This window comes from Streptomyces sp. NBC_01669 (genome assembly GCF_026339735.1).
GTDB lineage: Bacteria > Actinomycetota > Actinomycetes > Streptomycetales > Streptomycetaceae > Streptomyces > Streptomyces yanii.
The window spans coordinates 1971903-1996713 of record NZ_JAPEQG010000001.1; the positions used below are offsets into that span (position 1 = coordinate 1971903).

Consider the following 24811-nt stretch of genomic DNA (forward strand, 5'->3'; position numbering starts at 1 on the left):
GGCAGGTGCTCCTAGTCCAGGTACTGACTGGTGGCGCGCGGGGTGTACATGCCGTGGCCGGCGCGCCCGGTGAACTTCCGCCGGTCGATGACGACTTCGCCGCGCGAGAGGACGGTCTCGACCTGTCCGGTGATCCGCTTTCCCTCGTACGCCGAGTAGTCGACGTTCATGTGGTGCGTCTCGGCGGAGAGGATCTGCTCGGCGTGCGGGTCGTAGATGACGACATCGGCGTCGGCGCCCGGGGCGATGGTGCCCTTCTTCGGGTAGAGGCCGAACATCCGGGCCGGGGAGGCGCAGGCGATCTCGATCCAGCGGCGGCGGGAGATGTGGCCGTCCACGACCGCCTGATGGAGGAGGTCCATCCGGTGCTCCACGCCGGGCATGCCGTTCGGGATCTTCGAGAAGTCGCCGCGGCCCATCTCCTTCTGGCCGGAGAAGCAGAACGGGCAGTGGTCGGTGGAGACGACCTGGAGCTCGTTGTTCCGCAGGCCGCGCCAGAGCGCCTCCTGGTGTTCCTTGGGCCGCAGCGGGGTGGAGCAGACGTACTTCGCGCCCTCGAAGTCCGGCTCGGCGAGGTTGTCGGTGGAGAGGAAGAGGTACTGCGGACAGGTCTCGCCGAAGACCGGAAGTCCCTTGTGACGGGCGGCTGCCAGCTCGGCGACGGCCTCGTCGGCGGAGACATGCACGACGTACAGCGGGGATCCGGCGACACGGGCGAGCTGGATGGCACGGTGGGTGGCTTCGGCCTCCAGCGCCACCTTGCGGACGTCGCCGTGGTAGCGCGGGTCGGTGCGGCCCGCGGCCAGCGCCTGTTCGACGAGGACGTCGATCGCGATGCCGTTCTCGGCGTGCATCATGATCAGCCCGCCGTTCCCTGCGGCCCGTTGCATGGCGCGCAGGATCTGGCCGTCGTCGCTGTAGAAGACACCGGGGTACGCCATGAACAGCTTGAAGGAGGTGACGCCCTCCGAGACGAGGAGGTCCATCTCCTTTAGCGAGGACTCGTTCACATCGGAGAGGATCATGTGGAAGGCGTAGTCGATGGCGCAGTTGCCGTCGGCCTTCGCGTACCAGGCGTCGAGTCCTTCGCGGACCGCGCGCCCCACGGTCTGGATGGCGAAGTCGACGATCGTGGTGGTGCCGCCCCAGGCGGCCGCCCGGGTGCCGGTCTCGAAGGTGTCGGCGGCGTAGGTGCCTCCGAACGGCATCTCCATGTGCGTGTGCGCGTCGACACCGCCCGGGATGACGTACTTGCCGGAGGCGTCGATGGTCCGGTCGGCGGTCCAGCTCGTGGCCGCGTCGGTGCCGTGCGCGGCGAGCGCGGCGATGCGGCCGCCCTCGATGAGTACGTCGGCGTGGATTTCGTCGGACGCGGTGACGACGAGGCCGCCGTGGATGACGGTGCGGCTCATGTACCCCTCCTCACTGTGGCGGAATGGGTCTACGCACGTAGATAGGGTGCGTGGTGAAGAACGTAGAAGTGGGTTACCCACTGTGGCAATACCGCTGCGGCTAACCGCTGAAGACGTTTCGGTTTCCGGGCATGGCGTACACCGTCGGCCCAAAGCCGACGCCACGTCTCGTCGTATACCGCCGGGCGGACTTGCCACAGCTCTCCAGGTGGCCGTTCGGCCGCTCTGTGGACGGTCGGGCGACGCCGGAAGACCGGTCTCGACAGCTCCGGCCGGAACCGACCGGCACCAGAACACGGGCGCCCCCTCGGGAACCGCACCCTCCGCAGCCCTTGACCTGTCCATCGACGAGGTGACGCCAGGAAACGAAGCCCAGGGAGAGCCATGAAACCCTTGAACGTCACGAACCGCGGGAAGGTCCCCGCACTCTCGCATTCCGAGCTGACATCAGTACTTCCGCCCTGCGTGAGCCGACGCAGGGTCAGCCGCGGCGCCTTCGAACGCGTACGGCAGGATGGGCGATCGCGTCGGACCCCAGTCCGCACGTCCGTGTCTCCCGACGCGAACCGCACACCCGAGAAACAAACAGGTAAAACCGTGACGAAGCATCCCGTCCGGCGCCCGGAAGCGGCGGCGGTTCCCCCCATCAGTCGTGTTCCCCGGACAGCGGGGGCGCAGCGGTGAACCGGGCTCTCACTCTGCACGACTTGATCGTCGCCGGTATAGCGGTGGCTGCCGGCGTCGCGGCGGGCCTCCTGCTGCGCGTGACTCTGCGATGGCTGGGAGAACGAGCCAGCAGGACGCGTTGGAGCGGTGACGACGTCATCGTCGACGCCTTGCGGACGCTGGTCCCCTGGGCGGCGATAGCCGCCGGCGCGGCGGCGGCAGCCACGGCGCTTCCGCTGACCGCCAGGGTCGGGCACCACGTCACCATGACGCTGACCGCTTTGCTCATCCTGGCCGCGACGCTCACGGCGGCCAGAGTGATCACCGGTCTGGTGCGGTCCGTGGCGCAGTCCAGGTCGGGGGTGGCCGGATCGGCCACGATCTTCGTCAACATCACGCGCGTCGTGGTGCTGGCGATGGGCTTCCTCGTCATGCTCGAGACGCTGGGCGTCTCCATCGCACCTCTGCTCACCGCGCTGGGTGTGGGCGGTCTGGCGGTCGCTCTGGCGTTGCAGGACACGCTGGCCAATCTGTTCGCGGGCGTGCACATCCTCGCTTCGAAGACGGTGCAGCCGGGCGACTACATCCGGCTCAGCAGCGGCGAGGAGGGCTATGTCGTCGACATCAACTGGCGGAACACCGTGGTGCGTCAGTTGTCGAACAACCTCGTGATCATCCCGAACGCACGGCTCGCCGGCACCAACATGACCAACTTCAGCCGGCCGGAACAGCAACTTTCGATCACGGTCCAAGTGGGTGTCGGCTATGACAGCGACCTCGAACACGTCGAGCGCGTCACGACCGAAATCGTCGAGAACGTGATGACCGACATCACCGGCGCCGTCCCCGACCATGAACCGGCCGTCCGGTTCCACACGTTCGGGGACTCCAGGATCAACTTCACGGTCATTCTGGGGGTCGGCGAGTTCAGCGACCAGTACCGGATCAAGCACGAGTTCATCAAGCGCCTGCACGAGCGATTCCGGGCCGAGGGCATCACGGTCCCCGCTCCGACGCGCACCGTGACAGTGCAGCCGGGAGCGACGCCGGTCGCGATCCCCCACCAGCGCGAGGCCACGGAGTCGTTGTCGTAGCCGTGGTCGCATCGCAGTCATGCGGCTGATCACGACTGCCTGGTCACACCGCTCCCACCGTCGGCCTGCGGGTCGTGGATGACGACATCGGCGTCGGCACCTGGCCGATGTCGTCATCGTGGCGCGTGCCCCCAAGCGGGCGACGAACGGCCCGGCGACTGTCCGGGACCGGTCCGGTCGCGCCGACGGGCCGTCACGCCGACGACTTTCGGGCGAGCTTCGCGCAGTACGGTCACGCCGCCGGACAGTCCTTCGCGGTGTGCGGCCACGCGTGGCAGATTCGCCCGGAAGTCCGCCGGGCGGGCGGCGGTACGGACCGTTCGGCTCCGCGTTGCACAACTCCGGCCGTTCGTGAACACCGCGCCGCACCCCTGCCTGCGCAACCTCCGGCCAACACCGCCTGAAACCTGATGAGTTCGCGTCGGATCACTCGGCGCGACACCGTCGCCCCGCGGACGATAACAACCGAGTCAAAAATAACGTAACGGTTACGGGTCTGGTCCAAATGTTGGGTACGGTTCACGCGCTCGTCCCGTTTCGGGCGTGAGGCGATCACCGCGGACGACGAGTCTGTGGCGCGTCACCGAACACCCGTTGTCCGGTTTCCCCGCTTTCGATCCCGGAGGATCACGTGCCCATATCGCGCTCCGCGCGTACCGTGCTGGCCGCCGCCACCACCGTCGCCGCAGCCCTTCCGCTGTCCGTCGCCCCGGTCGCCCACGCCGACGAGTCCCGGGCCGCCGCAGCCCAATACGCCGGTCTGCCGTCCGGCAGCAAGCAGGCGAAGACCCTCGTCATCGGCATCGACGGCGCCACGTTCGACGCCTTCGCCCGCGCCGACGTACCGCACCTCAAGCAGCTGATGTCCGAGGGGCTGACCGCGCGCAGCAACCTGTACGCGAACCCGATGGCCCCGACCGTCTCCGGCGCCGGCTGGTCGTCCATCGCCACCGGTGTCTGGCCCGACAAGCACAACGTGAAGGACAACAACTTCATCGACCCGAACTACGGCCAGTACCCGGACTACGCGACCCGGTTGGAGGCCGCCGACCCGACCACGTCCACCCTGGTCGTCGGCACCTGGAGCCCGGTCCCCCAGATCATCTTCGGCTCGACAACGGATCTGCGGATCGCCGGCGGCAACGACGAGGGCACCACCTCGAAGGCCGCGGACTATCTCGCCCATGGCAATCCCGACTCCACCTTCGTCCACCTCGACGAGGTCGACGGCGCCGGGCACGCCTCCGGCAGCGCGAGCGACGCCTACCTCAAGGCGCTCAACACCGTGGACGGACAGGTCGGACGGCTGCTCGACGCCGTCGCCTCCCGGCCGACGTATGCCAAGGAGAACTGGCTCGTCGTCATCACCGCCGACCACGGCCACACCCCGACCGGTGGCCACGGCGGCAACACCCCGCTGGAGCGCGGCACCTTCGTGATCGCCCGCGGCCGGGGCATCGAGCCCGGTTCGGTACGCGACGACGTCAAGATCACCGACATCGCGCCGACCGTTCTGCACCACGAGGGCGTCGCCATCGACCCCTCCTGGAACCTCGACGGCACCGCGCTCTCCGCCCTGAAGCCGGACGCCTTCGACACGCTGCGCGACACGCTCCGCACCCCCGTCGACGAGACGAAGCTCCCCGCCGGCACCAAGGGGTGGACGAACACGGCCCCCGACGGCTGGACCATCGACAACTCGAAGATGCCGGCCGGTGGCGTCACCGAGTGGCGCGGCTGGTCCTTCGCCACCGACGAGTTCTGGACCAACGCCGAGCGCGGCCAGGGCCGCGAGACGAACGTCCGCGCCCGCAATGTGTTCGCGGTCGCCGACTCCGACGAGTGGGACGACAAGGCGCACGACGCCGGACAGTTCGACTCCACGCTCGTCAGCCCCGCCTTCCCGTTGAACGGTGCGGCCACGGCGAACGTCTCGTACGCCACGAACTACCTCGTCGACGGCCCGCAGACCGGTGACGTGTACGTCTCGTACGACGGTGGCGCACCGCAGCTCGTGAAGTCGTACCGGGCGAACACCAATACGGTCGAGCGCCTGCAGCTGAACGTTCCGGCGGGCGCACAATCGGCGAAGCTGAGCTTCCGCTACACCGGTACGAACAGTGCCTTCTGGACCGTCGACCAGGTTGCGTTCGGCCAGCCCAACCCGCCGTCGCAGCTCGCCGTCGCCTCCCTGAAGGCCGACACCGAGCTGCTCGGCCGGCCGGGCTCCGACGCCGCGTGGAAGGTCACCGCGGACGGCGCGGTCAAGACCGCGCAGGGCGCTCCGGTGCGGGGCGCGAAGGTCGTCGCCGAACTGCGGTACGGCAACCAGGTGCAGAAGCTGACCGGCACGACGAAGATGGACGGCTCCGTCCGCTTCGGGGCGACCGTGCGGCAGGGCAACGCCGAGGCCACCCTCACCGTCACCGACGTGCGCTACCAGCACCTCGCGTACTACGGCGAACTCGACGCGGTCCGCAGCCTGGCCCTCACCCGCCCCACCGGCCACCGGGGCTGACCGATCGGCCGGGCCCCGGAGACACCCACCGGGGCCCGGCCCCATCGCGCACACGCCGGACAACGGCCCCGGCCGCGCCGCTCCCGCGCCGGGTTACCGTGGCAGTTCCCGCCGGTGCGGCCCTCCACAGGCCGCCGGGGCACACAGCACAGCGGCCCCCCACGCCACTGTGCGCTGCGCACAGGTTCCCGCCCCCGGGCCTGTCTACTGTGCCGCCATCCCCACCCGCTGAGGGGTGAGTCGGTCAGTACGAAAGCCTGGAGGACAGCCGGTGAGCGCGACAACTGCACGTTCCGGTGCAACCGGAGAACCCCTGGAGACGGGTCCGGACAAGGCCGGGGCCGCCGGGCTCCGCCCCATCGGCGCCTACTTCGAGGCCATGCCGTTCGGCCGCGCCCATCTCCTGGCGGCGCTGGCCCTCTTCATGGCCTTCGTCATCGAGTCGTGGGAGCAGCTCGCCCTCGTCTACGTCTCCGGTGATCTCGGGGACGCGTTCTCCATCGACGCGGGCCGGATCGGCTGGGTGCTCTCCGCCGTCGCTCTCGGCATGATCCCGGGTGCGCTGGTCTGGGGCCCGGTGTCGGACCGGATCGGCCGGCGCGCGGTATGTCTGTGGAGCCTGTCCGCGTACGGAGCCATCGCCCTGGCCGGCGCCTTCTCGCCGAACTTCACGGTGCTGCTGGTCACCCGGGTGCTGTCGGGGCTGGCGCTCGCCGGCATCTACACGGTCACCTTCCCGTACTTCCTGGAGCTGCTGCCGTCCAGGACGCGTGGCCGGGCCGCGGTCTATCTGTCGATCGGCTGGCCGATCGGTGTGCTGGCCGCGGTCGGGGTGACGCAGCTGCTGGCCGGCCTGGGCTGGCATGTGGTGGCCATCGCCTCGGCCCTTGCCGGGCTCTGGGTGTTCGCGATCCGCGCCTGGGTGCCGGAGTCCCCGTACTGGCTGGCCGGGCAGAACCGGCACGACGACGCGGCTGCCGTGCTGCGCAGGCTGGGTGCCGATGTCCCCGCCGGCACCCGCTTCGAGGTCGTCGCCCCCGAGCGGGCCGGGCGTCCGGTGGAGCTGCTGCGCGGCAGGCTGCTGCGGATCACGCTGCAGATGCTCGTCGTGAACTTCACCTTCAACTGGGGATACTGGGGTCTGCAGACCTGGCTGCCGACGCTGCTCCAGGACAAGGGCCTGAGCATGTCGGCGAGCCTGGGCTTCGTCGCCCTCAGCGCCCTGTTCATGATCCCCGGCTATGTGTCCGCGTCCCTGCTGACGGGGCGCTTCGGCCGCAAGAAGGTCTTTCTGCCGTACGTCGCACTCGCCGCAGTCAGTGGAATCTTCTTCGCCTACTCCGGCTCGATGACCGAGCTGTACATCGCGAACTTCGCGCTCTCCTTCTTCAGCCTCGGCGCCTGGGGCGTATGGAACACCTGGAACGGTGAGTTCTTCCCGACCGCTCTGCGCGGTACCGGGTACTCCTGGGCCACCGCGGCCCAGCTGGTCGCGACTTCCCTCGCCCCCTCGGTGGTCGGCTTCCTCCTGGCGCAGGCGACCGGCTTCTCGACGACGATCCTGTTCATCACCTCCTTCCTGGTGGTGGCGCTGCTCTTCGCCGCTCCGCTGCCGGAGACCGAGGGCCAGGACCTGGAGTAGCGGCCCGGTCGTGACGGCCGCGACGAATTCCGCCCGCTCGGCCGTCTCCCCCACCGGCCGGCGGCCTGTTCCCACGGCGCGCGCCCCAGGGCCTGATGGCAGGATGATGCAGGTGAGACTCGGTGTGGACGTGGGGCGTACGACGACGGTGGCCGTTCTCGTCGGCCCCGACGCCACGACATCGGCACACGCCGTGGTCGACTCGTCGGCCTCCCTCGACCGTTCGCTGCGCGATGTCCTGGACGCGCTGGGCCCCCTCATGAACGTCCCGTACGAGCGCGTCGAGGTCGTCTGTCTCACGACCGACCTCGACCGCACGCCCTACGACCCGTCGCCCGTCGCCGTGCTGCGCATCTCACCTCCCAGCCATCCCGCGCTCGGCCCGTCCCCGCATCCGGGCGGGCTGACCCGCGTCGTCACGGGCGGGTCCTCGCTCACCGGCCGGACACTGGCGCCGCTGGACCGGGCCGGGGTCGCGGCGTTCGCCCGGGACGCGGCGGCTGCCTCGATCACCTCGTTCGCACTCTGCGCGGCGGGTTCGCCCGCCCGCCCGGAACCGGAGCTGGCCGCGGCCTCCGTGATCGCCCGCCACCTGCCCGGTGCGCACATCACCCTCTCGCACGAGATCGGCTCCCCCGGTCTGCGCGAGCGCGAGAACGCCGCCGCCGCCAACGCCGCGCTCGGCCGCTGGGCCGAGCACCTCACCACCACCGCCGAACGAGCACTGCGCGCCCGTGGCATCACCGCCCCGCTGTTCTTCGCCCGGGACGACGCCGGTCTTGTCTCCGCCGAGTACGTACGCCGCTACCCGGTGATCGCCACGGTCTCCGCCACGGCCTGCGCGCTGCGCGGCGCCGCACTGCGGGCGGGCGCCGAGCGGGCGGTCGTGGTGGACGCCGCCGGTTCCGCGGTCCGCTGCTCAGCCGTCACGGACGGCGAACTGGAGGCCGGGGACGCCGGCCCGGGGCCCGGCGGGCTCTGGATGGATGTGGGCAGGCCGCGCCTGAACACCCTGCCGTTCGGCGGCGAGGATCTGCCCACCGACGCACGGCCCCGGGTCGACGCGCTGGTGGCCGGAGTGCTGGAGCGCGCGCCGGGCAGCAGGGTGCTGTACGCCGGCGGCGCGGCCCCGCACTTCGGTGGTGACCGTGAGGCGATCTCGGCGGCGGCGTACGGCGCGGCGCGCGCGGACACCCGAGTGGAGCTGGAGCAGGTGGTGGTCGCGCCGGGCCGGGCGGAACTGGACCGGCTCATCGGACTGGCCCGCGACCAGGCGCTGGCCCGGGTCGTGTCGGCGGGTGCGGCGCCGGGCGGGGCCCGGGTGGCACGGGCGGTCCACACGCCCGTCTCGTATCTGCCGGGCGGGGTCCACCGCATCAGGGTCCGGGCCGTGGGCCCACCCGCAGGAGCCACGTCATGAGCGGGGCCCCGCTCCGGGTGGACGCAGCCGTGCTGGAACAGCTGGCGACCGGGTCGCTGGTGCTGGCGGCAGGCGCGGCGGAGTCGGCATTCCGGGTGGCGCTGGACTGGGCACGGGCATCGGTGGCCGCGCACGGGCCGGTGCGGCTGCTGGCCCCCGACGAGCTGCACGGCCTGCGTCTGTGTGTGACGGTCACGCTGGTCGGCTCATCGGCGGCGCTCGCCGAGCAGTTGCCGACGGGTGCGGAGACGGTACGGGCGGTGCGTGCCCTGGAACGGCTGCTGGGCGCCCGGGCGGACGCGGTCGTCGCGCTGAACACGGCTGGGGAGAACGCCCTGCTGTCGGTGGCCGCCGCGGCCGACTGCGGGCTTCCGCTGGTCGACGGCGACGGCTGCGGACGAGTGCTTCCGCTGCTGGAGCAGTCGACGTTCACTCTGGCCGGGGTGGCCGCGGCGCCGCTCGCGCTGGCGACCCCGTCGGGCGATGTGGTCGTGGTGGAGTCCGCCGGCGGGCGGGTGGAGGATCTGGTGCGGCCGCTGGTTCCGGCGGCGGGCGGCTGGGCGGTGGCCGTCTGCTATGCCATGCCGGGCGCAGTCCTGGCGGGTTCCGTGGTGCCGGGCACGGTCAGCAGGGCGATCCGCGCGGGCACGGCGACGCCCCGCGATCTGTTCGCGCCCTGGTCGCTGCGGCGGCTGTGCCGGGGCCGGATCACGGCGGTGGAGCACCCGGCGGACGAGCACGGCTACGGGGCGCCGGAACCGTACGAGCGGGTCGGCGGCCCGGACACCCACCCGTGGCCCGCACTGCCGTCGCGCCCGACGAGTGTGCTGGTCGCCGAGACGGAGGGCCTCGGCCGTCACTTCCGTCTGGAGGCGCACAACGAGGTGCTGCTGGCGCTGGCGGACGGGGCGCCCGTCGCCGCCGCGCCCGACCAGATCCTGATCCTGTCGGCCTCCGCCGACCGGCGCGTGCTGGATGTGGAACGGGCGGTGCCGGGCGTGGAGGTCGAAGTGGTGGTCATCCCCGCCGCGCCGGCCTGGCACACGCCCGAGGGTCGACGGCTGGCCCGGGCCGGCGCGGTCGGTCCGCAGGACACACAGGAGGACTCGTGGTGACCAGGCCGACCGGCCGCCCGGTCCGCGAGGGCGCGCTCACCGTCGCCGAACTCGTCCAGCAGGGGCGGCTCGCCGGGGTCCGGATGTCCGGGGCCAGCGGCCGGGGCACCGAGGTGCGGTCGGTGCGCATCGTGGACCGTACGGCGGCCCTCGACACCCTCGAACCGCACACGGCGGTCGTGCTGACCGGCAGGGTGGCTGCCGCGGGCTGGACCGTGGAGATGGCGCTGCGCAAGGCGTGGGAGCATGCCGCGGCCTGTGTCGTGGTCACCGAGTCGGCGGGGCGGCCGGGTTCGGTGGGGGCGCTCGCCGACCGGCTCGGGGTACCCCTGCTGGTGATCGACGAGGACCCGCTGGACGCTGCGGTCCGTATCGCATCGGCGGTCGCCCGCCCGGACGCCGGACGGACCGCCCTGGTGGCCCAGGCGGCCCGGGCGCTCGCCGACGCCGGACTGCACGCCGGACGAGTGCTCTCCGCGTTGCACGCGGTACTGCCGTCCACGGCGGTGGCGCTGACCGGGACGGCCGATGAGGTGCTGGCGGGCCGACGGGCCGCGCTCTCGGTGGAGGGCGGGGCGCTCACGGTCCGGGTGGAGGTCCCGGACGGCGACGGCGGCTCGCTGGGCACCCTGGTCGCCCGGTCGGGCTCGCGGGTCGCGGGGTGGGAGGAGACGGTGCGGGACGTGCTCGGGCTCGCGGTCGCGCCGCTCACCGCGTGGTGCGCGCTGCGCCGTCTGGACGACGAACGGACCGGCCACCGCGCGGAGTTGTTGCTTCGCCGACTGCTGAAGGCTGATGCCCGAGCCTTGGGCGACGACGGGCCCGGGGCGGGCCCGGGTGAGGAGGAGCGTGCCGAGGCGGCGGCGCTGGGCTGGCCCGCCCGTGGCCCGCTCGTCGCGTACGCGCTGCGCCCGGTCGCGGGCCGGGAGGGCCCCGACCCCGGCCCTGCGCTGCGCGCGGTGTGGGCGACGGTCGGGCCGGGAGGGCCGCTGGTCGCATACGAGGGTTGCTGGGTGGCCTGGCAGTCGGTGCCCCCGGCGGAAGGAGCGGACCCGCTCGACGACGCGACCCGGCACCTGACCGACGCCCTCGCGGCCCTGGCCGCCTATGTGCCGGTCGCGGGCGGGGTGGCGGGAACGGCGGACTCGCTGCTGTCCCTCGGTCCGGTCCTCGCCGATGCGTGCGCGGCGGCCGGTGTCGCAGCCGCGGGTGATCCGGGGAGCGTGGTGCGCGGAGACCGGATGGGCGCGGCCCAACTCCTGTCTGCCGTACCGACGGAGTTGCTGCGCGGACCGGCGGAAGTGGTGCTCGCCCCGCTCCTCGCGGCGGACCGGGACGGAACCTTGCTGCGTACGCTGGCGGTCGTCCTCGACGCGGGCGCCGCGCCGACGGCGGCGGCCGAGGTGCTCGGGGTGCACCGCAACACGGTGGCGGCCCGGCTGGAGCGTATTCGCTCACTGGGTTTCGATCCTGACGATGCGTCACAACGGCTGGCGCTTCATCTGGCCTGCCGGGTGCTGCTGTCCGGGGACGGTGACGGTGAACGCTGAGCGGCTCACCGTCGCTGTGTCCGCGGGAGATACCGGCTGCGGCGCGGAATGTCCCGCGGCGGCCGCTCCCGGTCCTCGGCCCGCTCGCCGTCGATCGCACGCCGAGTCTCCGCGTCCGCGAGCACTGCCGCGGATACCGGAGGCCGGGTGAGCAGGGCGGCGCGGCGCAGATGGGCCGGCGGGGGCCCCGGTGCGACCGGCCCCGGCGCGGGGCCGGTCCGCTGGTCAGGCTCCGTAGACGGCCGCCACATGCGCCGCGGTCAGCAGGCCCTGCCGCACGTCCTCGGCCACCGCCTCGGCGGCCCGTTCCCCCGCCGGGCCGAACCCGCCACCGCCCCCGCTCTCGCAGCGCAGCACATCGCCCTCGCGCACGGTCAGCGCATTGATCTTCAGCAGTGAACGCTCGCTGTCACGCCCCGGGTTGAGTGTCACCCGCGGGGCCGCACCCGCCGTGCCGCCGAAGACGCCCCAGGCCGGGGTGACCGAGCGTTCCCACCACAGGGAGAGTTGCTGGTCGGCGGCGAACCGGTACTGGCGCACCACGCCGTTGCCTCCGCGCGTGCGGCCCGCACCGGCGGAGTCGGGGCGTATCGCGTACTCCTCGACGCGCACCGGGAAGAGGGTCTCCAGCACCTCGACCGGCATGTCGCGCAGCGACCCGTTGACGTTGTTGATCAGGCAGGACTCGCCGTCGGACGTCTCCCAGGCGCCCCAGCCGCCGACCGTCGCCTCCTGGGAGACGAAGAGCTTTCCGCTGCGCGGGTCGGTGCCGGTGAACTGGACGATCATCGAGTCGCCGTAGCTTGCCGCGGCGGCGCGGTCCGGGACGGCCGGGGCGAGTGCCTCGACGACCAGGTCGATGACGAGACCGAGGTGCGAGTAGTAGTACTGGCAGGCGGCCGGTTCGACGGCGGCGAGCATGGTGCCGGGCCGGGTGAGAACGTCGAGCGGCTTGAACGAGCCGCCGTTCAGCGGGACTTCACCGCTCACGAGCAGCTTGTAGCCGACCCGGCAGGCTGCGACGGTCTGCGCGGCACCGCAGTTGACGGGTCCGGTGGCCTGGTCGGCGCAGTCGGTGACGTCCATCGTCATGCGGTCGCCGTCGATGGTGACACGGACGGTGACATGCAGGGGTGTGCCGAGGTCGATGCCGTCGTTGTCGAGATGCCCCGTGGCCTCGTACACACCGTCGGGGATCGCGGAGATCTCCTGGCGCTCCAGTCGCTCGGTCTGGGCGAAGATCGCGTCACGGGCGGCGAGCACGGTCTCCAGGCCCCACCGTCCCACGATCTCCGCGAGCCGTCGTGCACCGGTGCGCGCGCAGGCCACCTGGGCACGCATGTCGCCGAGGGTGGGGTACGGGAAGCGGACCTGACGCGAGATCAGATCATGGACCAGTTCGCAGGGTTCGCCGTTCTCGTAGATCTTCAACGGGCCCATGCGCAGGCCCTCCTGATGGATCGTCGTGGAGTCCATGGAGCCGCCGGGGTCCTTGGATCCCATGTCGATCCAGTGCGCGCGGGAGGCGGCGAAGCCGACGAGTTCGGCGTCGACGAAGATCGGGGCGTACACGGTGACGTCGTTGAGGTGCGTGCCGCCGATGTACGAGTCGTTGAGCACCCAGACGTCGCCGGGCCGCCAGATTCCGGCGCCGTACATCTGCTCCGTGGCCCGGGTGCACTCCTCCAGGTTGCCCAGGAAAATCGGCAGGCCGGAGGACTGGCCGAGGACATGGTGGTCGCGGTCCAGGAGCGCGACGGCGCAGTCCTTGGCCTCGTAGATCGTCGGGGTGTAGGAGGAGCGGATCAGCGTGGTGTTCATGTCCTCCGCGGCCTGGAGCAGCGCGCAGCGGATGATCTCCGTGGTGACGGGATCGACCGCGACCGGGGTGATCGGGTCGACGGCGACCTGGGCCGTACTGGTCATGCGACGCCTCCGAGCTTGATGACGAGGAATCCGTTGTCGTCCACGGTGACCGTGGCGTCCGGCGGGACGACGGTGGTGGAGGTGGCCTCGACGATGACGGCGGGGCCGGGGATGTGCTGCCCGGGGGCGAGGTGCTCGCGGCGCAGCACCGGGGTGTCGTGCGCGGCGCCGCCGAAGACGACCGGCTTGACGATGGCCTCGGGGGCTTCGCCGGCTGCTGCCGCGTACGGGACGGCGGCGAGTTCGGGGAGTCCGCCGAGCGCGGTGGTACGCAAAGCGACGAACTCGACGGGCGCCTCGGGAGTCGCATGGCCGTAACGGCGTTCGTGAAGCCGGGCGAAGCGTTCGGCGACCGAGGTGAGGAAGCCTCCGGCGGCCGGCTCGGCGGGGCCGGAGAGCGGCACGGTCAGGGTGTAGTCCTGGCCTTCGTACCGCATGTCGACGGCATGCTCGATACGGTGCCGGGCCGCCGGTACGCCCTGCTCGGCGAGGGCTTCGAAGCCTTCGGCCTGCAGTCCGGCAAGGGCGTCCGCCATGGCCGCGCCGTCGAGGTCGGCGCCCGGGGTGAAGAACTGGAGCGTGAGGTCACGGCGGACCTCGGTTCCGAGCATGCCCCATGCGGAGAACGCGCCGGGAAAACGCGGGACGACGACCTCCTCGATGCCGAGTTCGCGGGCGATCTCCACCGCGTGCATGGGTCCGGCGCCGCCGAAGGCGAGAAGCACGAACTCGCGGGGTTCCAGGCCGTGCTCGACGGTGAGGGTACGGATCGCCTGGGCCATCTTGGCGTTGGCGACGTCGCAGATGCCGCCGGCCAGCTCGATGGGATCGAGACCGAGCGTGTCGGCGAGTTCCGCGACGGCGCGGTGGGCCGCTGCGGTGTCCAGGGTCATGTGCCCGCCGGCGAACCAGTCGGGGTCGACGCGGCCGAGGACGGTGTTGGCATCGGTGACGGTGGCCTGGGTGCCGCCGCGCCCGTAACAGGCGGGGCCGGGTACCGCGCCCGCCGATTCGGGGCCGACGCGCAGTCCGCCCGCCTCGGCGTAGGCGAGGGAGCCACCGCCTGCACCGATGGTGTGCAGGTCGACGAGCGGCATGAGGACGGGGAAGCCGTCGGCTGCGCCCTCGTTGGAGACATTGGGCCGCCCGCCGAGGACGAGCGACACATCGAACGAGGTGCCGCCCATGTCGACGCAGATCGCGTTCGGCCGCGCCAGCAGGGCGGACGCCGCGACCCCGCCCATGGTGCCGCCGACCGGTCCGGACAGCAGGGTCTGGAGGGGGTGGCGGCGGGCGAACGAGGCGTTGACGACGCCGCCGGAGGACAGCATGACCTGGACGGGAACGGTCAGCCCGTGTGCGGCGAAGCGGTCCTCGATCCGGCCGAGGTAGCGGCGCACGACCGGACCCGTGTACGCCTCCAGTACGGCGGACGAGGTGCGTTCGTACTCCCGCCATTCGCGCGCCACCTGGTGGGAGAGCACGATCATCACGTCGTCGCCGAGCTCTTCGGCGAGGATCTCGCCGGCCCGCACCTCATGAGCGGGGTTGACGTAGGAGAAGAGCAGCGCGACGGCGACGGCATCGACGCCCTCGTCGCGGGCGCGGCGGGCCGCGGCCCGCACGGCGTCCTCGTCGAGCGGCACCAGCTCGGTGCCGCGCGAGTCGAACCGGCCGCCCGCCTCGGCGGTGGCGTACCGGTCCACGAGCGGCACGGGCTTGCGGTAGTGCAGGTCGAACATCCGGTCCCGGTTGCCGCGAGCGATCTGGTAGACGTCGCGCAGCCCCGCCGAGGCGAGCAGCAGGACGCGGGCGCCTTTCCGCTCCAGCAGGGCGTTGAGGCCCTGGGTGGTGCCGTGGACGAAGAAGGAGATGTCGGCGGGGTCGTCGACCGCCCGGCCCAGCGAGGAGAAGACGCCCTCGGCGAGGTCTCCCGGCGTGGTGGGGGTCTTCGCCGCGTCGAAGGTGCCGCGCGTCTCGTCGTACGCGACGACATCGGTGAATGTGCCGCCGATGTCCATGGCCACCCGGTAAGTCATGCCGCCTCCCGGCTTTCTCAAGGGAATGGCGTGACGTTATCGACGGGGTGCGGCGGGCGGCTGTGCGCTGCGCACGGCACACGAAGCCCGCCTGTGCGCAGCGCCGGGTTCCTGCCGAATCAGCCGGCCGGTCCCGGCTGTCGCACGTCCTCGTGAAGGTGGACGATCCGCCAGCTTTCCCCGGCCCTGTGCAGGATCACGGTGTTCCGGATGAGTTCGGGGCGGTTCGGGCCACCGTCCGCGGCGGGTTCGAAGTCGACGCGCAGCCAGAAGCGCAGGACGGCGATGTCTCCGAAGACGTCGACGGTGCGGTCGTACGCGGTGAGGCCGGTCTCCACCGGTCCCGCACCGGCTGCCGGGCGGGCGTCACGGATCCGGTCGAGGTCGGGCTTGCCGAGCAGGAGCGGGTCGGCGGCGGAGTCCCAGACGGTCGCCTCGGGGTCGAGTGCCCGGTCGATCCTCGTCCGGTCGCCGGCCTCGTACGCCTCGTACATTCCGGTGAGGACGGCCCAGACGGCGTCGGCGTCGGTCGCCGATGCGCCGGGCCTGGCGGTGGACGGGAGAGGGCGGGTGTTCTCGGGCATGGCGGTGCTCCTGAGCGGACACGGGGGCGGTGGCGGCACGTGGGCGTGATGGCGACACGAGGGTGTCATGGCGACGCCGCGGTGCGGGTGGCGGCCACGCTACACAGCCGCGCACCGGCCGCCACCCACACCCCGTCGTTCATTCGCCGCTTCTCATCGGCCGCTTCTCATGCGCCACCGCTCACTCCACCGATCGAAGAGCCTCCGCCAGGATCTCCGCGCCCTCCTCCGCCTCGGCGATGGACAGCGACAGCGGCGGGGCGATCCGGAGCACGCTGGTGTTGTGCCCGCCCCCCTTGCCGATGAGCAGCCCGCCCTCGCGTGCCGCTTCGAGCACAGCGGTTGCCGCCTCCGGGTTGGCCTCGTCGGTGCCGGGCTTCACCAGCTCGATGCCGATCATCAGACCCCGGCCGCGCACCTCCCGCACGCACTCCGAGCCCGCGACGATCGCCCGCAGCCGCTCGATGAGCAGTCCGCCGACGCGTCGCGCATTGCGCTGGAGGTCGTGCTCCAGGAGGTACGAGAGGTTGGCGAGGCCTGCCGCCATGGTGACCGGCGAGCCGCCGAACGTCGAAATGGAGTTGGCGTCCAGGCAGTTCATGACGTCGGCGCGGGCCACGACGCCGCCGATCGACATGCCGTTGCCGATGCCCTTGGCGAAGGTGAGGATGTCCGGCGGGCCGTTCCGGTCGTGCGCCTGCCAGCCCCAGAAGTGTTCGCCGGTACGGCCCCAGCCGGTCTGCACCTCGTCGGAGATCCACAGGATGCCGTGCCGGCTCAGCACTTCGCGGAACGCCGCGAACAGACCGTCGGGCGGGGAGGTGAACCCGCCGACACCCTGGATGGGTTCGGCGATCAGCGCGGCGGCGTCACGGGTGTGCCCGAGGAGGTCCTCCAGGTCGGCCACGCACGCCTTGATGAACTGTGCGTCGCTGAGTTCCGCGTACGGGCCCCGGGTCCGGACCCCGCCGTGGATGTACAGCGTCTGCAGCGGGGACAGACTCGTCGGCGACCAGGCCTTGTTGCCGGTGATGGCGACGGCCGAGAACGACCTGCCGTGGTAGCTGTTGCGCATCGCGAGGATCTGGTTGGACCTGCGGTACGTGGTGGCGAGCAGCAGCGCCGTGTCGTTGGCCTCGGTGCCCGAGGTGGTGAAGAAGACCCGGGCGTCGGGGATGCCGGAGAGCGTGGCGATGCGCTCGGCGAGTTCGACCATCGGCCGGTTGAGGTACAGCGTCGAGGTGTGGATGATCCGCCCGGCCTGCTCGGTGACCGCCTTCGTCACTTCGGGCAGCGCGTGAGCGGTCATCGTGGTGAGGATGCCGCCGAAGAAGTCGAGGTAGCGCTTGCCGTCCGCGTCCCAGACATAGCGGCCCTCACCGTGAGTGATCTCCAGCGGGTGCCGGTAGTAGAGCGCGAGCCATTCGGGGCTGACGGCGAGGTGGCGGTGGTGGAGACTGCTCACGGCTCCACCAGTCCCTCGTACGCGTCGGGGCGGCGGTCCCGGTAGAACGCCCACTGCTGGCGCACTTCCTCGATGAGGCCGAAGTCGAGGTCGCGGACGAGGAGTTCCTCCTCCTTGTCGCTGGCCACCTCTCCGACGAACTGGCCGCGCGGGTCGACGAAGTAACTGGTGCCGTAGAAGTCGTTGTCGCCGTACTCCTCCTGGCCGACGCGGTTGATCGCGGCGACGAAGTACTCGTTGGCCACGGCGGAAGCGGGCTGTTCCAGCTGCCAGAGGTAGCTGGAGAGGCCGCGCGAGGTCGCGGACGGGTTGTACACCAACTGGGCTCCGTTGAGTCCGAGTTGGCGCCAGCCCTCGGGGAAGTGACGGTCGTAGCAGATATAGACGCCGACCTTGCCGACGGCGGTGTCGAAGACGGGCCAGCCGGCGTTCCCGGGCTTGAAGTAGTACTTCTCCCAGAACCCCTTGACCTGAGGGATGTGGTGCTTGCGGTACTTGCCGAGGTACGAGCCGTCGGCGTCGATCACCGCGGCGGTGTTGAAGTAGAAGCCGGACTGCTCGATCTCGAAGACCGGCACGACGATCACCATGCCGGTCTCGCGGGCGAGCTCCTGCATCCGCCGGACGGTCGGCCCGTCCGGGACGGCCTCGGCCCAGCGATAGTGCTCGGGCTCCTGCACCTGGCAGAAGTAGGGGGCGTTGAACACCTCCTGGAAGCCGATGATCTTCGCCCCCTGCCGGGCGGCCTCGCGAGCATGTTCCTCATGCTTGGCGATCATGGATTCGGTGTCGCCGGTCCAGGTCGCCTGGACGAGTGCGGCGCGTACGACGTGGGACATGAGCTGCTCCTTCGACGCGGCGTCAGAGAGCCTCTACGCGTTTTCTACGCACGTAGATTCGGTGCACAGGAGGAGAACGTAAGCCCCGCCACACGGTGGGGCAAGACCATCGCCGTGAACCGGCCGAGTCGATCATGTTTCGCACCCGTGCGGTTCACACTCTCTCTTCCTTCCCCAGGGGAGAGCAGATGCCACGCCGACAGACCCCGTCCGGCACGGAAGCAGGTACGGGTGATCGGCTCGTGGACCCTGCTCCACACCGTGCCCCCGGCGCCCGCCGCAGCGGCGTTCAAGGCCGGCGCCCTGCCGGCCGTCGCCGCCGCCTCGGTCTCCGCCGGCACCTCCTCGACGCGCCGCGGGCCATCACCGGGCTGGTGAAAGTCGAGGGTTTCCGCGGGTCAGCCGGGCGCGCCCGCGATGCCCGCGACCCGCAGGGCGTGCACCAGGTCCCACTCCCGGTCCGGGGACACCGCACGTGCGGCGGCGAGCAGTTGCGGTACGAGCTGACGGGGATCGCCCTCCGCGATCCGAGCCGCGTCCTCCGGGGTGTGTACGCGGACGAAGGCGCCCATCAGCGCCTGTGCCTCCGGTTCGAGACCCGCCCGGTCCAGGGCCAGCACCGCGTCGGCGATCTCCGCCGCGGGCCGAGCCACCCCTTGGCGCAGCAGCTGCCCGCAGTCGTCGGTGCGCCCCGCCGCGGCCAGCGCGCCCGCCGCGGCGGCCAGTTCGACGGGAGGAAGCGAGGCGACCTCCCAGAGCAGAGTTGCCCAGTCGGCCGCCAGCCCCGACCGGTGCAGCTCGTCGGCGAGCAACGGCAGCCGGTCCGCGGGCCAGCCCGCCGCCTCGCAGAGGACGACGTGGGCCTCGCCGCCGCGGCCCTCGGTACGCAGCCGGACAAGCGTCTCGACGGCCTCGGCGGCGGCGCGGCGCACGGCCGGGTCGGGGGCGGTCCGGGGCGACTTACGGGCATGGGCATCGACGTCCTCCCCGGTCGGTGCGCCGCCGAAGCGCGCGCCGCGCGGCCCGGCGGCGGTAACCGGCGGGACAGGCAGGACAGGTGCGGTCATGGGGGCGTCGAGGCCGTTGTCGTCGTCCACGTCGAGTCCGGCGAAGCGGGCGCCTCGCGGCTTCTTACGTTTGCGGGCGGGCGGCGGAGCGGGGGCAGGCGACGGAAGCTGCCGCTCCTGGGAAGCGGGGGCGGGGGCGGGATCGGGGGCGCTGCGGGGGCCGGGCACACGGGGCGACTCGGGCCGCTCCGCCGCCCCTCGCGACTCCTCCGCCCGGAACCAGCCCTGCGGCACCGTCACGGCCGCCAGCCGCTTTCGCAGCTCCGTGCAGCGGGCAGAGGCGCGCGCGTGGTCGTCCTGGGCCCATGCCAGCGCCTGCTCGTCCGGCGCCGGTGTGCCGTGCGGCCCGGCCGCGCGCAACCGCTGGGCCGCGTAAGCCTGCTCCCTGAGCATCAGCTCCAGCCGGTCCACGAGTGCCTGTCGTCCGCCCGGCCGCCTGTCGTGGGCGGCGGCCGATGCGGAGTACAGGGCGGCGGCGCGTACCGACTCACGTTCCGCGAACCCCGTGCCGCGTTCTGTGGCCAGATCCTGGAGCAGCGACTCCACCACGTCCCACGGCGGGATCTCCGTCCCGTCGAGGCAGGCCCGCATGCCCTCGGGGTCGCGTCGGCAGAACACCCCGTACCAACCGCGTCCGGGGTCGAGCAGAGCCGTGAGACTCCGCAGATACGTCGCGAACTCGGTTACTTCCGCAGCACGTTGATGTTCCGTCATCGTTGCCCTCACCCACCGTCGACTGGAGCGTTCCAGTCCGCAGGCATTCGACCGCAGGCGTGTTACGGGACGGCTACGTCCGCTTTTCCACTGGGGTGCGGTCGGCGCACGGCCGGAAGCGCGCACGCCCCCGCAGCGCCGTTCAGAAGGTGACGGCGATCCCGGTGTGCGGCCGCTTCCCGAGGCGTACGACCATGGCCGGCCAGTCGACCAGCCAGAACTTCCAGGTGTACTTGCGGGCCAGCACGCCGCGTACGACACGCGTCCCCGCCTCGTCGAGCAGCCGCGCCGTGCCCTCGGCGCTCGGCGCACCGTCGGCGATCCGGCCGCGCACGTCGCAGACGGTCACCGTGACCCGGCTGTTGTTCCGGATCCTTTTGACCTTCCACGAGTCGCTCCGGGTCCAGATGAACAGCTCCTCACCGTCGGCCGCCGCCCACACGGGCGTGGCGACGGGCGCGCCGTCCTTCCGGTACGTGGTCAGGCTCACGTACTCACTGCGGTCGAAGTCCTGGAGTGTCTGAGGAGTCACGGGCGTGACCCTACGCGTCCTGTCAACGGGGCGCGTATGCCTCGTGCGCGCTCACCGGCTCCGGAAGATGCTCCCGGGTCCATACGCAGGCCGGGCCGAGCAGGGGGAGCGGGCCGGCGCCGGACCTGGCGATCGCGCCGCTCGACGAGATCGACGCACCGGGCCACCACCGCATGCAGCCGGCGGTCACCCGACAGGCTCTGAGCAGCGCCCACGCGGATCCGCGCCGCCCGGGGCCGTCAGGCGCTACCCGGCCAGTGGGACGGCCGTGTCAGGTTCCTCGGCGCAGCGGATCAGCAGATCGTCCATGGAGAGGCCGAGTGCGCCGGCCAGTGCCGCCACGGTGAAGAACGCGGGGGTCGGGGCGCGACCGGTCTCGATCTTGCGCAGTGTCTCGGCGGAGATTCCGGCGCTCGCCGCGATCTCGACCATGCTGCGCGCGCCTCGCGCCTCGCGGAGCAGGCGGCCGAGCCGTTCGCCGCGAAGGCGCTCTTCCGGGGTGAGGGGCGTTCGTACCATGCCGCCATTCTAATGCCGGCGGTATTCTCATACCGCCGTTATTCTCATACCGCTTCGACCGGTATAGTAATTGGCATGGTGCAGCTCAAGACGGATACATCCATAGAGGCGATGCGCGAGACCGGGCGGGTCGTGGCCCAGCTCCTGACAGCCGTACGGAAAGCGGCGGCGGTCGGTGTGTCGCTGCGCGAACTCGACGAGGTGGCACGCGGCGTACTACGCGACGCGGGCGCCGGGTCGCCGTTCCTGAACTACCGGCCGCACTTCGCACCCACCCCCTTCCCCGCGGTCATCTGCACGTCCGTCAACGACGCGATCGTGCACGGCATCCCGACCGACCAGCGGCTGCGCGACGGCGATCTGGTGAGCATCGACGCGGGCGCGACGCTCGACGGCTGGGTCGGCGACTCGGCCGTCAGCTTCACCGTCGGCCGCGCCCGGCCCGCGGACACCCGACTGGTCGACACGGCGTTCGCCGCACTGGACGCGGGGATCGCGGCGGCGGTCGTCGGCAACCGGATCGGGGACATCGCACACGCGATCGGAACGGTCTGCCGGACCGCCGGATACGGCATTCCGGACGGGTTCGGCGGCCACGGCGTGGGCCGCTCCATGCACGAGGACCCGGCCGTCCCCAACGAGGGACGACCGGGCCGCGGCATGCCGTTGCGGCACGGAATGGTGCTGGCGATCGAGCCGATGCTGATCGGCAGCGGGCATGACGCGTTCCATCCGGACCGGGACGGCTGGACGCTACGCACCTCCGACGGCAGCCGGGCGGCGCACGTCGAGCACACGGTGGCGATCACGGACGCGGGGCCCCGCGTCCTCACCGCCCTCTGAACAACCCGGACCCACGCCCCCGTCACGGCCACGGGGCCGGCCCATGGCCGCCTGCCGGCCCCGAACCAGCCCCGTGGCACTCTTAATTGACGCATGATCACATTCAGTCGCTCGGCGTCACGACCATCGCGGATCCGCCGCCGCGCCGCACCTTCTCCGCCGCCGCGAGCCACCGCCCGTCCGGCAGCCGCTGCACACCGGTGGCCGCCCCGATCTCCGGGTTCAGCTTGAAGGCATGGCCGAGCGACTCCAGTTCCGCCCGCAGCGGACTGTTCCACAGCGCGGGTTCGAGCTCGGTCGTCGGCGAGTTGCGCTGACTGGCGCGTGGCGCCGCGATCGCATCGACGAGCGGAAGACCGCGGTCGACCGTGCCGATGAGCGACTGCAGCACCGTGGTGATGATCGTCGCGCCGCCCGGCGAGCCCAGGGCCAGTACCGGCTGCCCGTGCTTCAGCACGATCGTCGGCGAGATCGACGACCGCGGCCGCTTGCCCGGGCCCGGCAGGTTCGGGTCGTGCACCGCCGGGTTGGCGGGCGCGAACGAGAAGTCCGTCAGCTCGTTGTTGAGCAGATAACCGCGCCCCGGAACCGTGATGGCACTGCCACCGGTCTGCTCGATGGTCAGGGTGTACGCGACGACGTTGCCCCACTTGTCGGCGGCCGTCAGATGCGTGGTGTTCTCCCCCTCGTAGGTCGTCGGGGCGGCCGTTCCACGGTTCGCACAGTCGGCCGGACGGCGCGGGTCGCCGGGGGCGAGGGGGCTGGTCAGCACCGCGTCGTCCTTGATCAGGCACTCCCTCGAGTCGGCGAACCGCTGACTCAGCAGTCCGCGCGTCGGCACGTCCTCGAACGCCGGGTCGCCGACCCACCGCCCGCGGTCCGCGAACGCGATCCGGCTCGCCTCGATGTAGCGGTGCAGATACTGGGCCTCGCTCGCCCGCGAAAGGTCGGTTTTCTCAAGGATGTTGAGCGCCTCGCCCACGCTCGTACCCCCGGACGAGGACGGCGCCATGCCGTACACGTCGAGCCCCCGGTAGCCGACCTTCGTCGGGGCCTGCCGCAGGGCACGGTAGGAGCGCAGGTCCTTCGCCGTGAGATCACCGGGGCGCACGACCCGGCTCGCCTTCGGGTCGACGGGCGGCTTGCGGACGGTCCGGACGACGTCGTCGGCCAGATCGCCGCGGTACAGCTCGTCGATGCCGTCGCGGCCCACCTTCTCGTACGTACGCGCAAGGTCGGGGTTCTTGAAGACGGAGCCGACCACGGGCAGTTGCCCGCCCGGCAGGAAGAGCTTCGCGGTGTCCGGGAAGTCGGCGAACCGGGCCTGGTTGCCCTCGGTCTGCGAACGGAATGTGGAGTCGACGACGAAGCCGTCCCTGGCGAGCCGCTCGGCCGGCTTCAGCAGCCCACTCAATGGCTTGCTGCCCCAGGCGTCGAGCGCGGTGGCCCAGGTGGCCGGGGTGCCGGGCGTGCCGACGCCCAGACCACTGGTGACCGCGTCCGCGAAAGCGAGGGGCTTGCTGTCCTCCAGGAAGAGCGAGGAGTCCGCGCTTCGCGGCGCGGTCTCGCGGCCGTCGATGGTCTCCACAGTGTGCTTTTTGGCGTTGTAGTAGACGAAGTAGCCGCCCCCGCCCAGGCCCGCCGAGTAGGGCTCCGTCACGCCGAGCGCGGCCGCCGTCGCCACGGCGGCGTCCACAGCGTTGCCGCCGTTGCGGAGCACCTCGATCCCGGCGGCCGTGGCGTCCGCGTCGACGCTGGCTACGGCGCCGCCGTAGCCCACGGCGACGGGCGACTTGGGGGGCGGCGATATCGACGATGCGGACGAGGGCGGTGCGGCCGCCCCGACCGAGACGACAGCGGCGAGAACACCCAAGAACGACACATTCCGCGCGACTGAACGTCGCATGCGCACCTCCAGTGAAGGATCGTCCGCGCAGGGTAACTCCGCCTCCTACGTCTCGTCAGGACCGCGGTGAACATGGATCCGAATCACCGATAACATGCCCGCCCATGACTGACGACGTACGCAACCTCGTGCTCGGCGTGATAGCCGCCGGCATCAGCGCCGCCCTCGGCTGGTTCGTCCGAACTTACCTCTGGCGCCGCAAACTCCGCCGCAAGCAGGCGTTCTTCGGACTGCCCGGGAACTCCGAGTGCCTGCTCGTCGTCAACCGCGACGCGGGCGGCGACGGCGCCGTCCACCGCCACGACGTCTTCGCCCTGCTCGAACTCTCCGCGCTGATCAAGGACTGCTCGGCGCACGCGCAGATCCTCTCGCACGACGTCACCCAGCAGGGCTTCGGCGAGCGCACCGAGTTCTGCGTCGGCGGTCCGGTCTCCAACCGCCGGATGGCCGCCCATCTGCATTCGCTGCTGCCGGGCGTGAAGGTGAACACGGATCCGGAGCCGGGTCCGGACCGCGGCGCCTTCCAGATCGGCTCGGAGCGCTACCGGGTGGAGAAGGGCGTCGCCGAGTACGTGGTGCTCGCTCGACTGACGGCCGGTCAGGATGTCCGTCCGGTCTTCCTGTTCTGCGGACAACAGGCGATCACCCATCAGGCCGCGTCACGCTACCTGGCCCGCAATTACGAGAAGCTGTCGCGCAAGCACGGCACCAACACGTTCTGCCTGCTTCTGAAAGTGGTCAACTCGCAGGCGTACGGGCCCGATGTGGTGGAACTGGTCGCGGACGTGACACGGGCGGCGCAGACACCCGTACCCGCGCCGCGGACCTCGCACCGCGCGGCGAGCTGATCGGCCGCGACGTCGGCCCGACCGGGCCGGTCCACACCGATGCGGCCCGCACCGGGGCGGATGCGAGCACCGACACCTGGTGGAACCCGCCGTCGAAGGTCACCGGCCCACC

At 71.4% G+C, this 24811-nt stretch carries 19 protein-coding genes; 9 read left to right on the top strand and 10 right to left on the bottom strand.

Annotated features, from left to right (window positions below; translation table 11 throughout):
- Positions 1–11: 11 nt before the first annotated feature.
- Positions 12–1412, bottom strand: coding sequence for a dihydropyrimidinase (gene hydA / locus OG972_RS08570; protein WP_266979759.1), 1401 nt, complete (start codon positions 1410–1412; stop codon positions 12–14).
- A gap of 680 nt (positions 1413–2092) precedes the next feature.
- On the opposite strand from hydA, the gene OG972_RS08575 reads away from it, so the two are divergent.
- The 6 genes from OG972_RS08575 (at position 2093) to OG972_RS08600 (ending at position 11417) form a co-directional block, all read left to right on the top strand.
- Positions 2093–3172, top strand: coding sequence for a mechanosensitive ion channel family protein (locus tag OG972_RS08575; protein WP_266979761.1), 1080 nt, complete (start codon positions 2093–2095; stop codon positions 3170–3172).
- A gap of 631 nt (positions 3173–3803) precedes the next feature.
- Entirely contained in the window at positions 3804–5690 is a 1887-nt protein-coding gene (locus tag OG972_RS08580; protein WP_266979763.1) for an alkaline phosphatase family protein, read from the top strand.
- A gap of 271 nt (positions 5691–5961) precedes the next feature.
- A complete protein-coding gene (locus OG972_RS08585) occupies positions 5962–7332 on the top strand; it encodes an MFS transporter (protein WP_266979765.1) in 1371 nt (456 codons plus the stop codon).
- A 112-nt stretch (positions 7333–7444) separates the two neighbouring features.
- Positions 7445–8752: a hydantoinase/oxoprolinase family protein gene (locus OG972_RS08590; protein ID WP_266979767.1), complete on the top strand. Its 1308-nt coding sequence runs from the start codon at positions 7445–7447 to the stop codon at positions 8750–8752.
- Positions 8749–9867 carry a DUF917 domain-containing protein gene (locus tag OG972_RS08595; protein WP_266979769.1) on the top strand — a complete coding sequence of 373 codons (1119 nt, stop codon included), beginning with the start codon at positions 8749–8751 and terminating at the stop codon, positions 9865–9867. Before OG972_RS08590 ends, OG972_RS08595 begins: the two co-directional genes overlap by 4 nt.
- A complete protein-coding gene (locus OG972_RS08600; RefSeq protein ID WP_266979771.1) occupies positions 9864–11417 on the top strand; it encodes a helix-turn-helix domain-containing protein in 1554 nt (517 codons plus the stop codon). Before OG972_RS08595 ends, OG972_RS08600 begins: the two co-directional genes overlap by 4 nt.
- A 225-nt stretch (positions 11418–11642) precedes the next feature.
- Here the strand turns inward: OG972_RS08600 and OG972_RS08605 are convergent, their stop codons facing one another.
- The 5 genes from OG972_RS08605 to OG972_RS08625 all read right to left on the bottom strand — a co-directional run bounded on the left by OG972_RS08605 (position 11643) and on the right by OG972_RS08625 (position 18270).
- The gene (locus tag OG972_RS08605; protein WP_266979773.1) at positions 11643–13343 is read right to left on the bottom strand and encodes a hydantoinase B/oxoprolinase family protein; all 1701 of its coding nucleotides are present in this window, start codon (positions 13341–13343) and stop codon (positions 11643–11645) included.
- Complete coding sequence (locus OG972_RS08610) at positions 13340–15382, bottom strand: hydantoinase/oxoprolinase family protein (RefSeq protein WP_266979775.1); 2043 nt, start codon at positions 15380–15382, stop codon at positions 13340–13342. Before OG972_RS08610 ends, OG972_RS08605 begins: the two co-directional genes overlap by 4 nt.
- A gap of 119 nt (positions 15383–15501) precedes the next feature.
- The gene (locus OG972_RS08615) at positions 15502–15966 is read right to left on the bottom strand and encodes a nuclear transport factor 2 family protein (RefSeq protein WP_266979777.1); all 465 of its coding nucleotides are present in this window, start codon (positions 15964–15966) and stop codon (positions 15502–15504) included.
- Positions 15967–16147: 181 nt separating this feature from the next.
- Complete coding sequence (locus OG972_RS08620) at positions 16148–17431, bottom strand: aspartate aminotransferase family protein (RefSeq protein ID WP_266979779.1); 1284 nt, start codon at positions 17429–17431, stop codon at positions 16148–16150.
- The gene (locus tag OG972_RS08625) at positions 17428–18270 is read right to left on the bottom strand and encodes a nitrilase-related carbon-nitrogen hydrolase (RefSeq protein WP_266979781.1); all 843 of its coding nucleotides are present in this window, start codon (positions 18268–18270) and stop codon (positions 17428–17430) included. Before OG972_RS08625 ends, OG972_RS08620 begins: the two co-directional genes overlap by 4 nt.
- Positions 18271–18501: 231 nt before the next feature.
- Between OG972_RS08625 and OG972_RS08630 the strand changes: the two genes are divergently transcribed.
- Entirely contained in the window at positions 18502–18648 is a 147-nt protein-coding gene (locus OG972_RS08630) for a hypothetical protein (protein WP_266979783.1), read from the top strand.
- A gap of 20 nt (positions 18649–18668) precedes the next feature.
- Here the strand turns inward: OG972_RS08630 and OG972_RS08635 are convergent, their stop codons facing one another.
- The 3 genes from OG972_RS08635 to OG972_RS08645 form a co-directional block, all read right to left on the bottom strand.
- Complete coding sequence (locus OG972_RS08635; RefSeq protein WP_266979785.1) at positions 18669–20051, bottom strand: hypothetical protein; 1383 nt, start codon at positions 20049–20051, stop codon at positions 18669–18671.
- 142 nt (positions 20052–20193) lie between these two features.
- The gene (locus OG972_RS08640; protein WP_266979787.1) at positions 20194–20583 is read right to left on the bottom strand and encodes a PPOX class F420-dependent oxidoreductase; all 390 of its coding nucleotides are present in this window, start codon (positions 20581–20583) and stop codon (positions 20194–20196) included.
- 246 nt (positions 20584–20829) lie between these two features.
- Positions 20830–21102 carry a helix-turn-helix domain-containing protein gene (locus OG972_RS08645; RefSeq protein WP_266979789.1) on the bottom strand — a complete coding sequence of 91 codons (273 nt, stop codon included), beginning with the start codon at positions 21100–21102 and terminating at the stop codon, positions 20830–20832.
- 75 nt (positions 21103–21177) lie between these two features.
- On the opposite strand from OG972_RS08645, the gene map reads away from it, so the two are divergent.
- The gene (gene map / locus OG972_RS08650) at positions 21178–21945 is read left to right on the top strand and encodes a type I methionyl aminopeptidase (protein ID WP_266979791.1); all 768 of its coding nucleotides are present in this window, start codon (positions 21178–21180) and stop codon (positions 21943–21945) included.
- 103 nt (positions 21946–22048) lie between these two features.
- Here the strand turns inward: map and ggt are convergent, their stop codons facing one another.
- Complete coding sequence (gene ggt, locus OG972_RS08655) at positions 22049–23851, bottom strand: gamma-glutamyltransferase (RefSeq protein ID WP_266979792.1); 1803 nt, start codon at positions 23849–23851, stop codon at positions 22049–22051.
- 104 nt (positions 23852–23955) lie between these two features.
- Here ggt and OG972_RS08660 point away from each other — a divergent pair, with 104 nt between their 5' ends.
- A complete protein-coding gene (locus OG972_RS08660) occupies positions 23956–24699 on the top strand; it encodes a hypothetical protein (RefSeq protein ID WP_266979793.1) in 744 nt (247 codons plus the stop codon).
- Positions 24700–24811: the final 112 nt, after the last annotated feature.

Excerpts from the sequence above, each read along its gene's own strand:
- OG972_RS08625 (WP_266979781.1), bottom strand. The coding sequence starts at position 18,270 with ATGTCCCACGTCGTACGCGCCGCACTCGTCCAGGCGACCTGGACCGGC.
- ggt (WP_266979792.1), bottom strand. The coding sequence starts at position 23,851 with ATGCGACGTTCAGTCGCGCGGAATGTGTCGTTCTTGGGTGTTCTCGCC.
- hydA (WP_266979759.1), bottom strand. The coding sequence starts at position 1,412 with ATGAGCCGCACCGTCATCCACGGCGGCCTCGTCGTCACCGCGTCCGAC.
- map (WP_266979791.1), top strand. The coding sequence starts at position 21,178 with ATGGTGCAGCTCAAGACGGATACATCCATAGAGGCGATGCGCGAGACC.
- OG972_RS08595 (WP_266979769.1), top strand. The coding sequence starts at position 8,749 with ATGAGCGGGGCCCCGCTCCGGGTGGACGCAGCCGTGCTGGAACAGCTG.
- OG972_RS08610 (WP_266979775.1), bottom strand. The coding sequence starts at position 15,382 with ATGACTTACCGGGTGGCCATGGACATCGGCGGCACATTCACCGATGTC.
- OG972_RS08660 (WP_266979793.1), top strand. The coding sequence starts at position 23,956 with ATGACTGACGACGTACGCAACCTCGTGCTCGGCGTGATAGCCGCCGGC.
- OG972_RS08645 (WP_266979789.1), bottom strand. The coding sequence starts at position 21,102 with ATGGTACGAACGCCCCTCACCCCGGAAGAGCGCCTTCGCGGCGAACGG.
- OG972_RS08605 (WP_266979773.1), bottom strand. The coding sequence starts at position 13,343 with ATGACCAGTACGGCCCAGGTCGCCGTCGACCCGATCACCCCGGTCGCG.
- OG972_RS08615 (WP_266979777.1), bottom strand. The coding sequence starts at position 15,966 with ATGCCCGAGAACACCCGCCCTCTCCCGTCCACCGCCAGGCCCGGCGCA.
- OG972_RS08635 (WP_266979785.1), bottom strand. The coding sequence starts at position 20,051 with ATGACGGAACATCAACGTGCTGCGGAAGTAACCGAGTTCGCGACGTAT.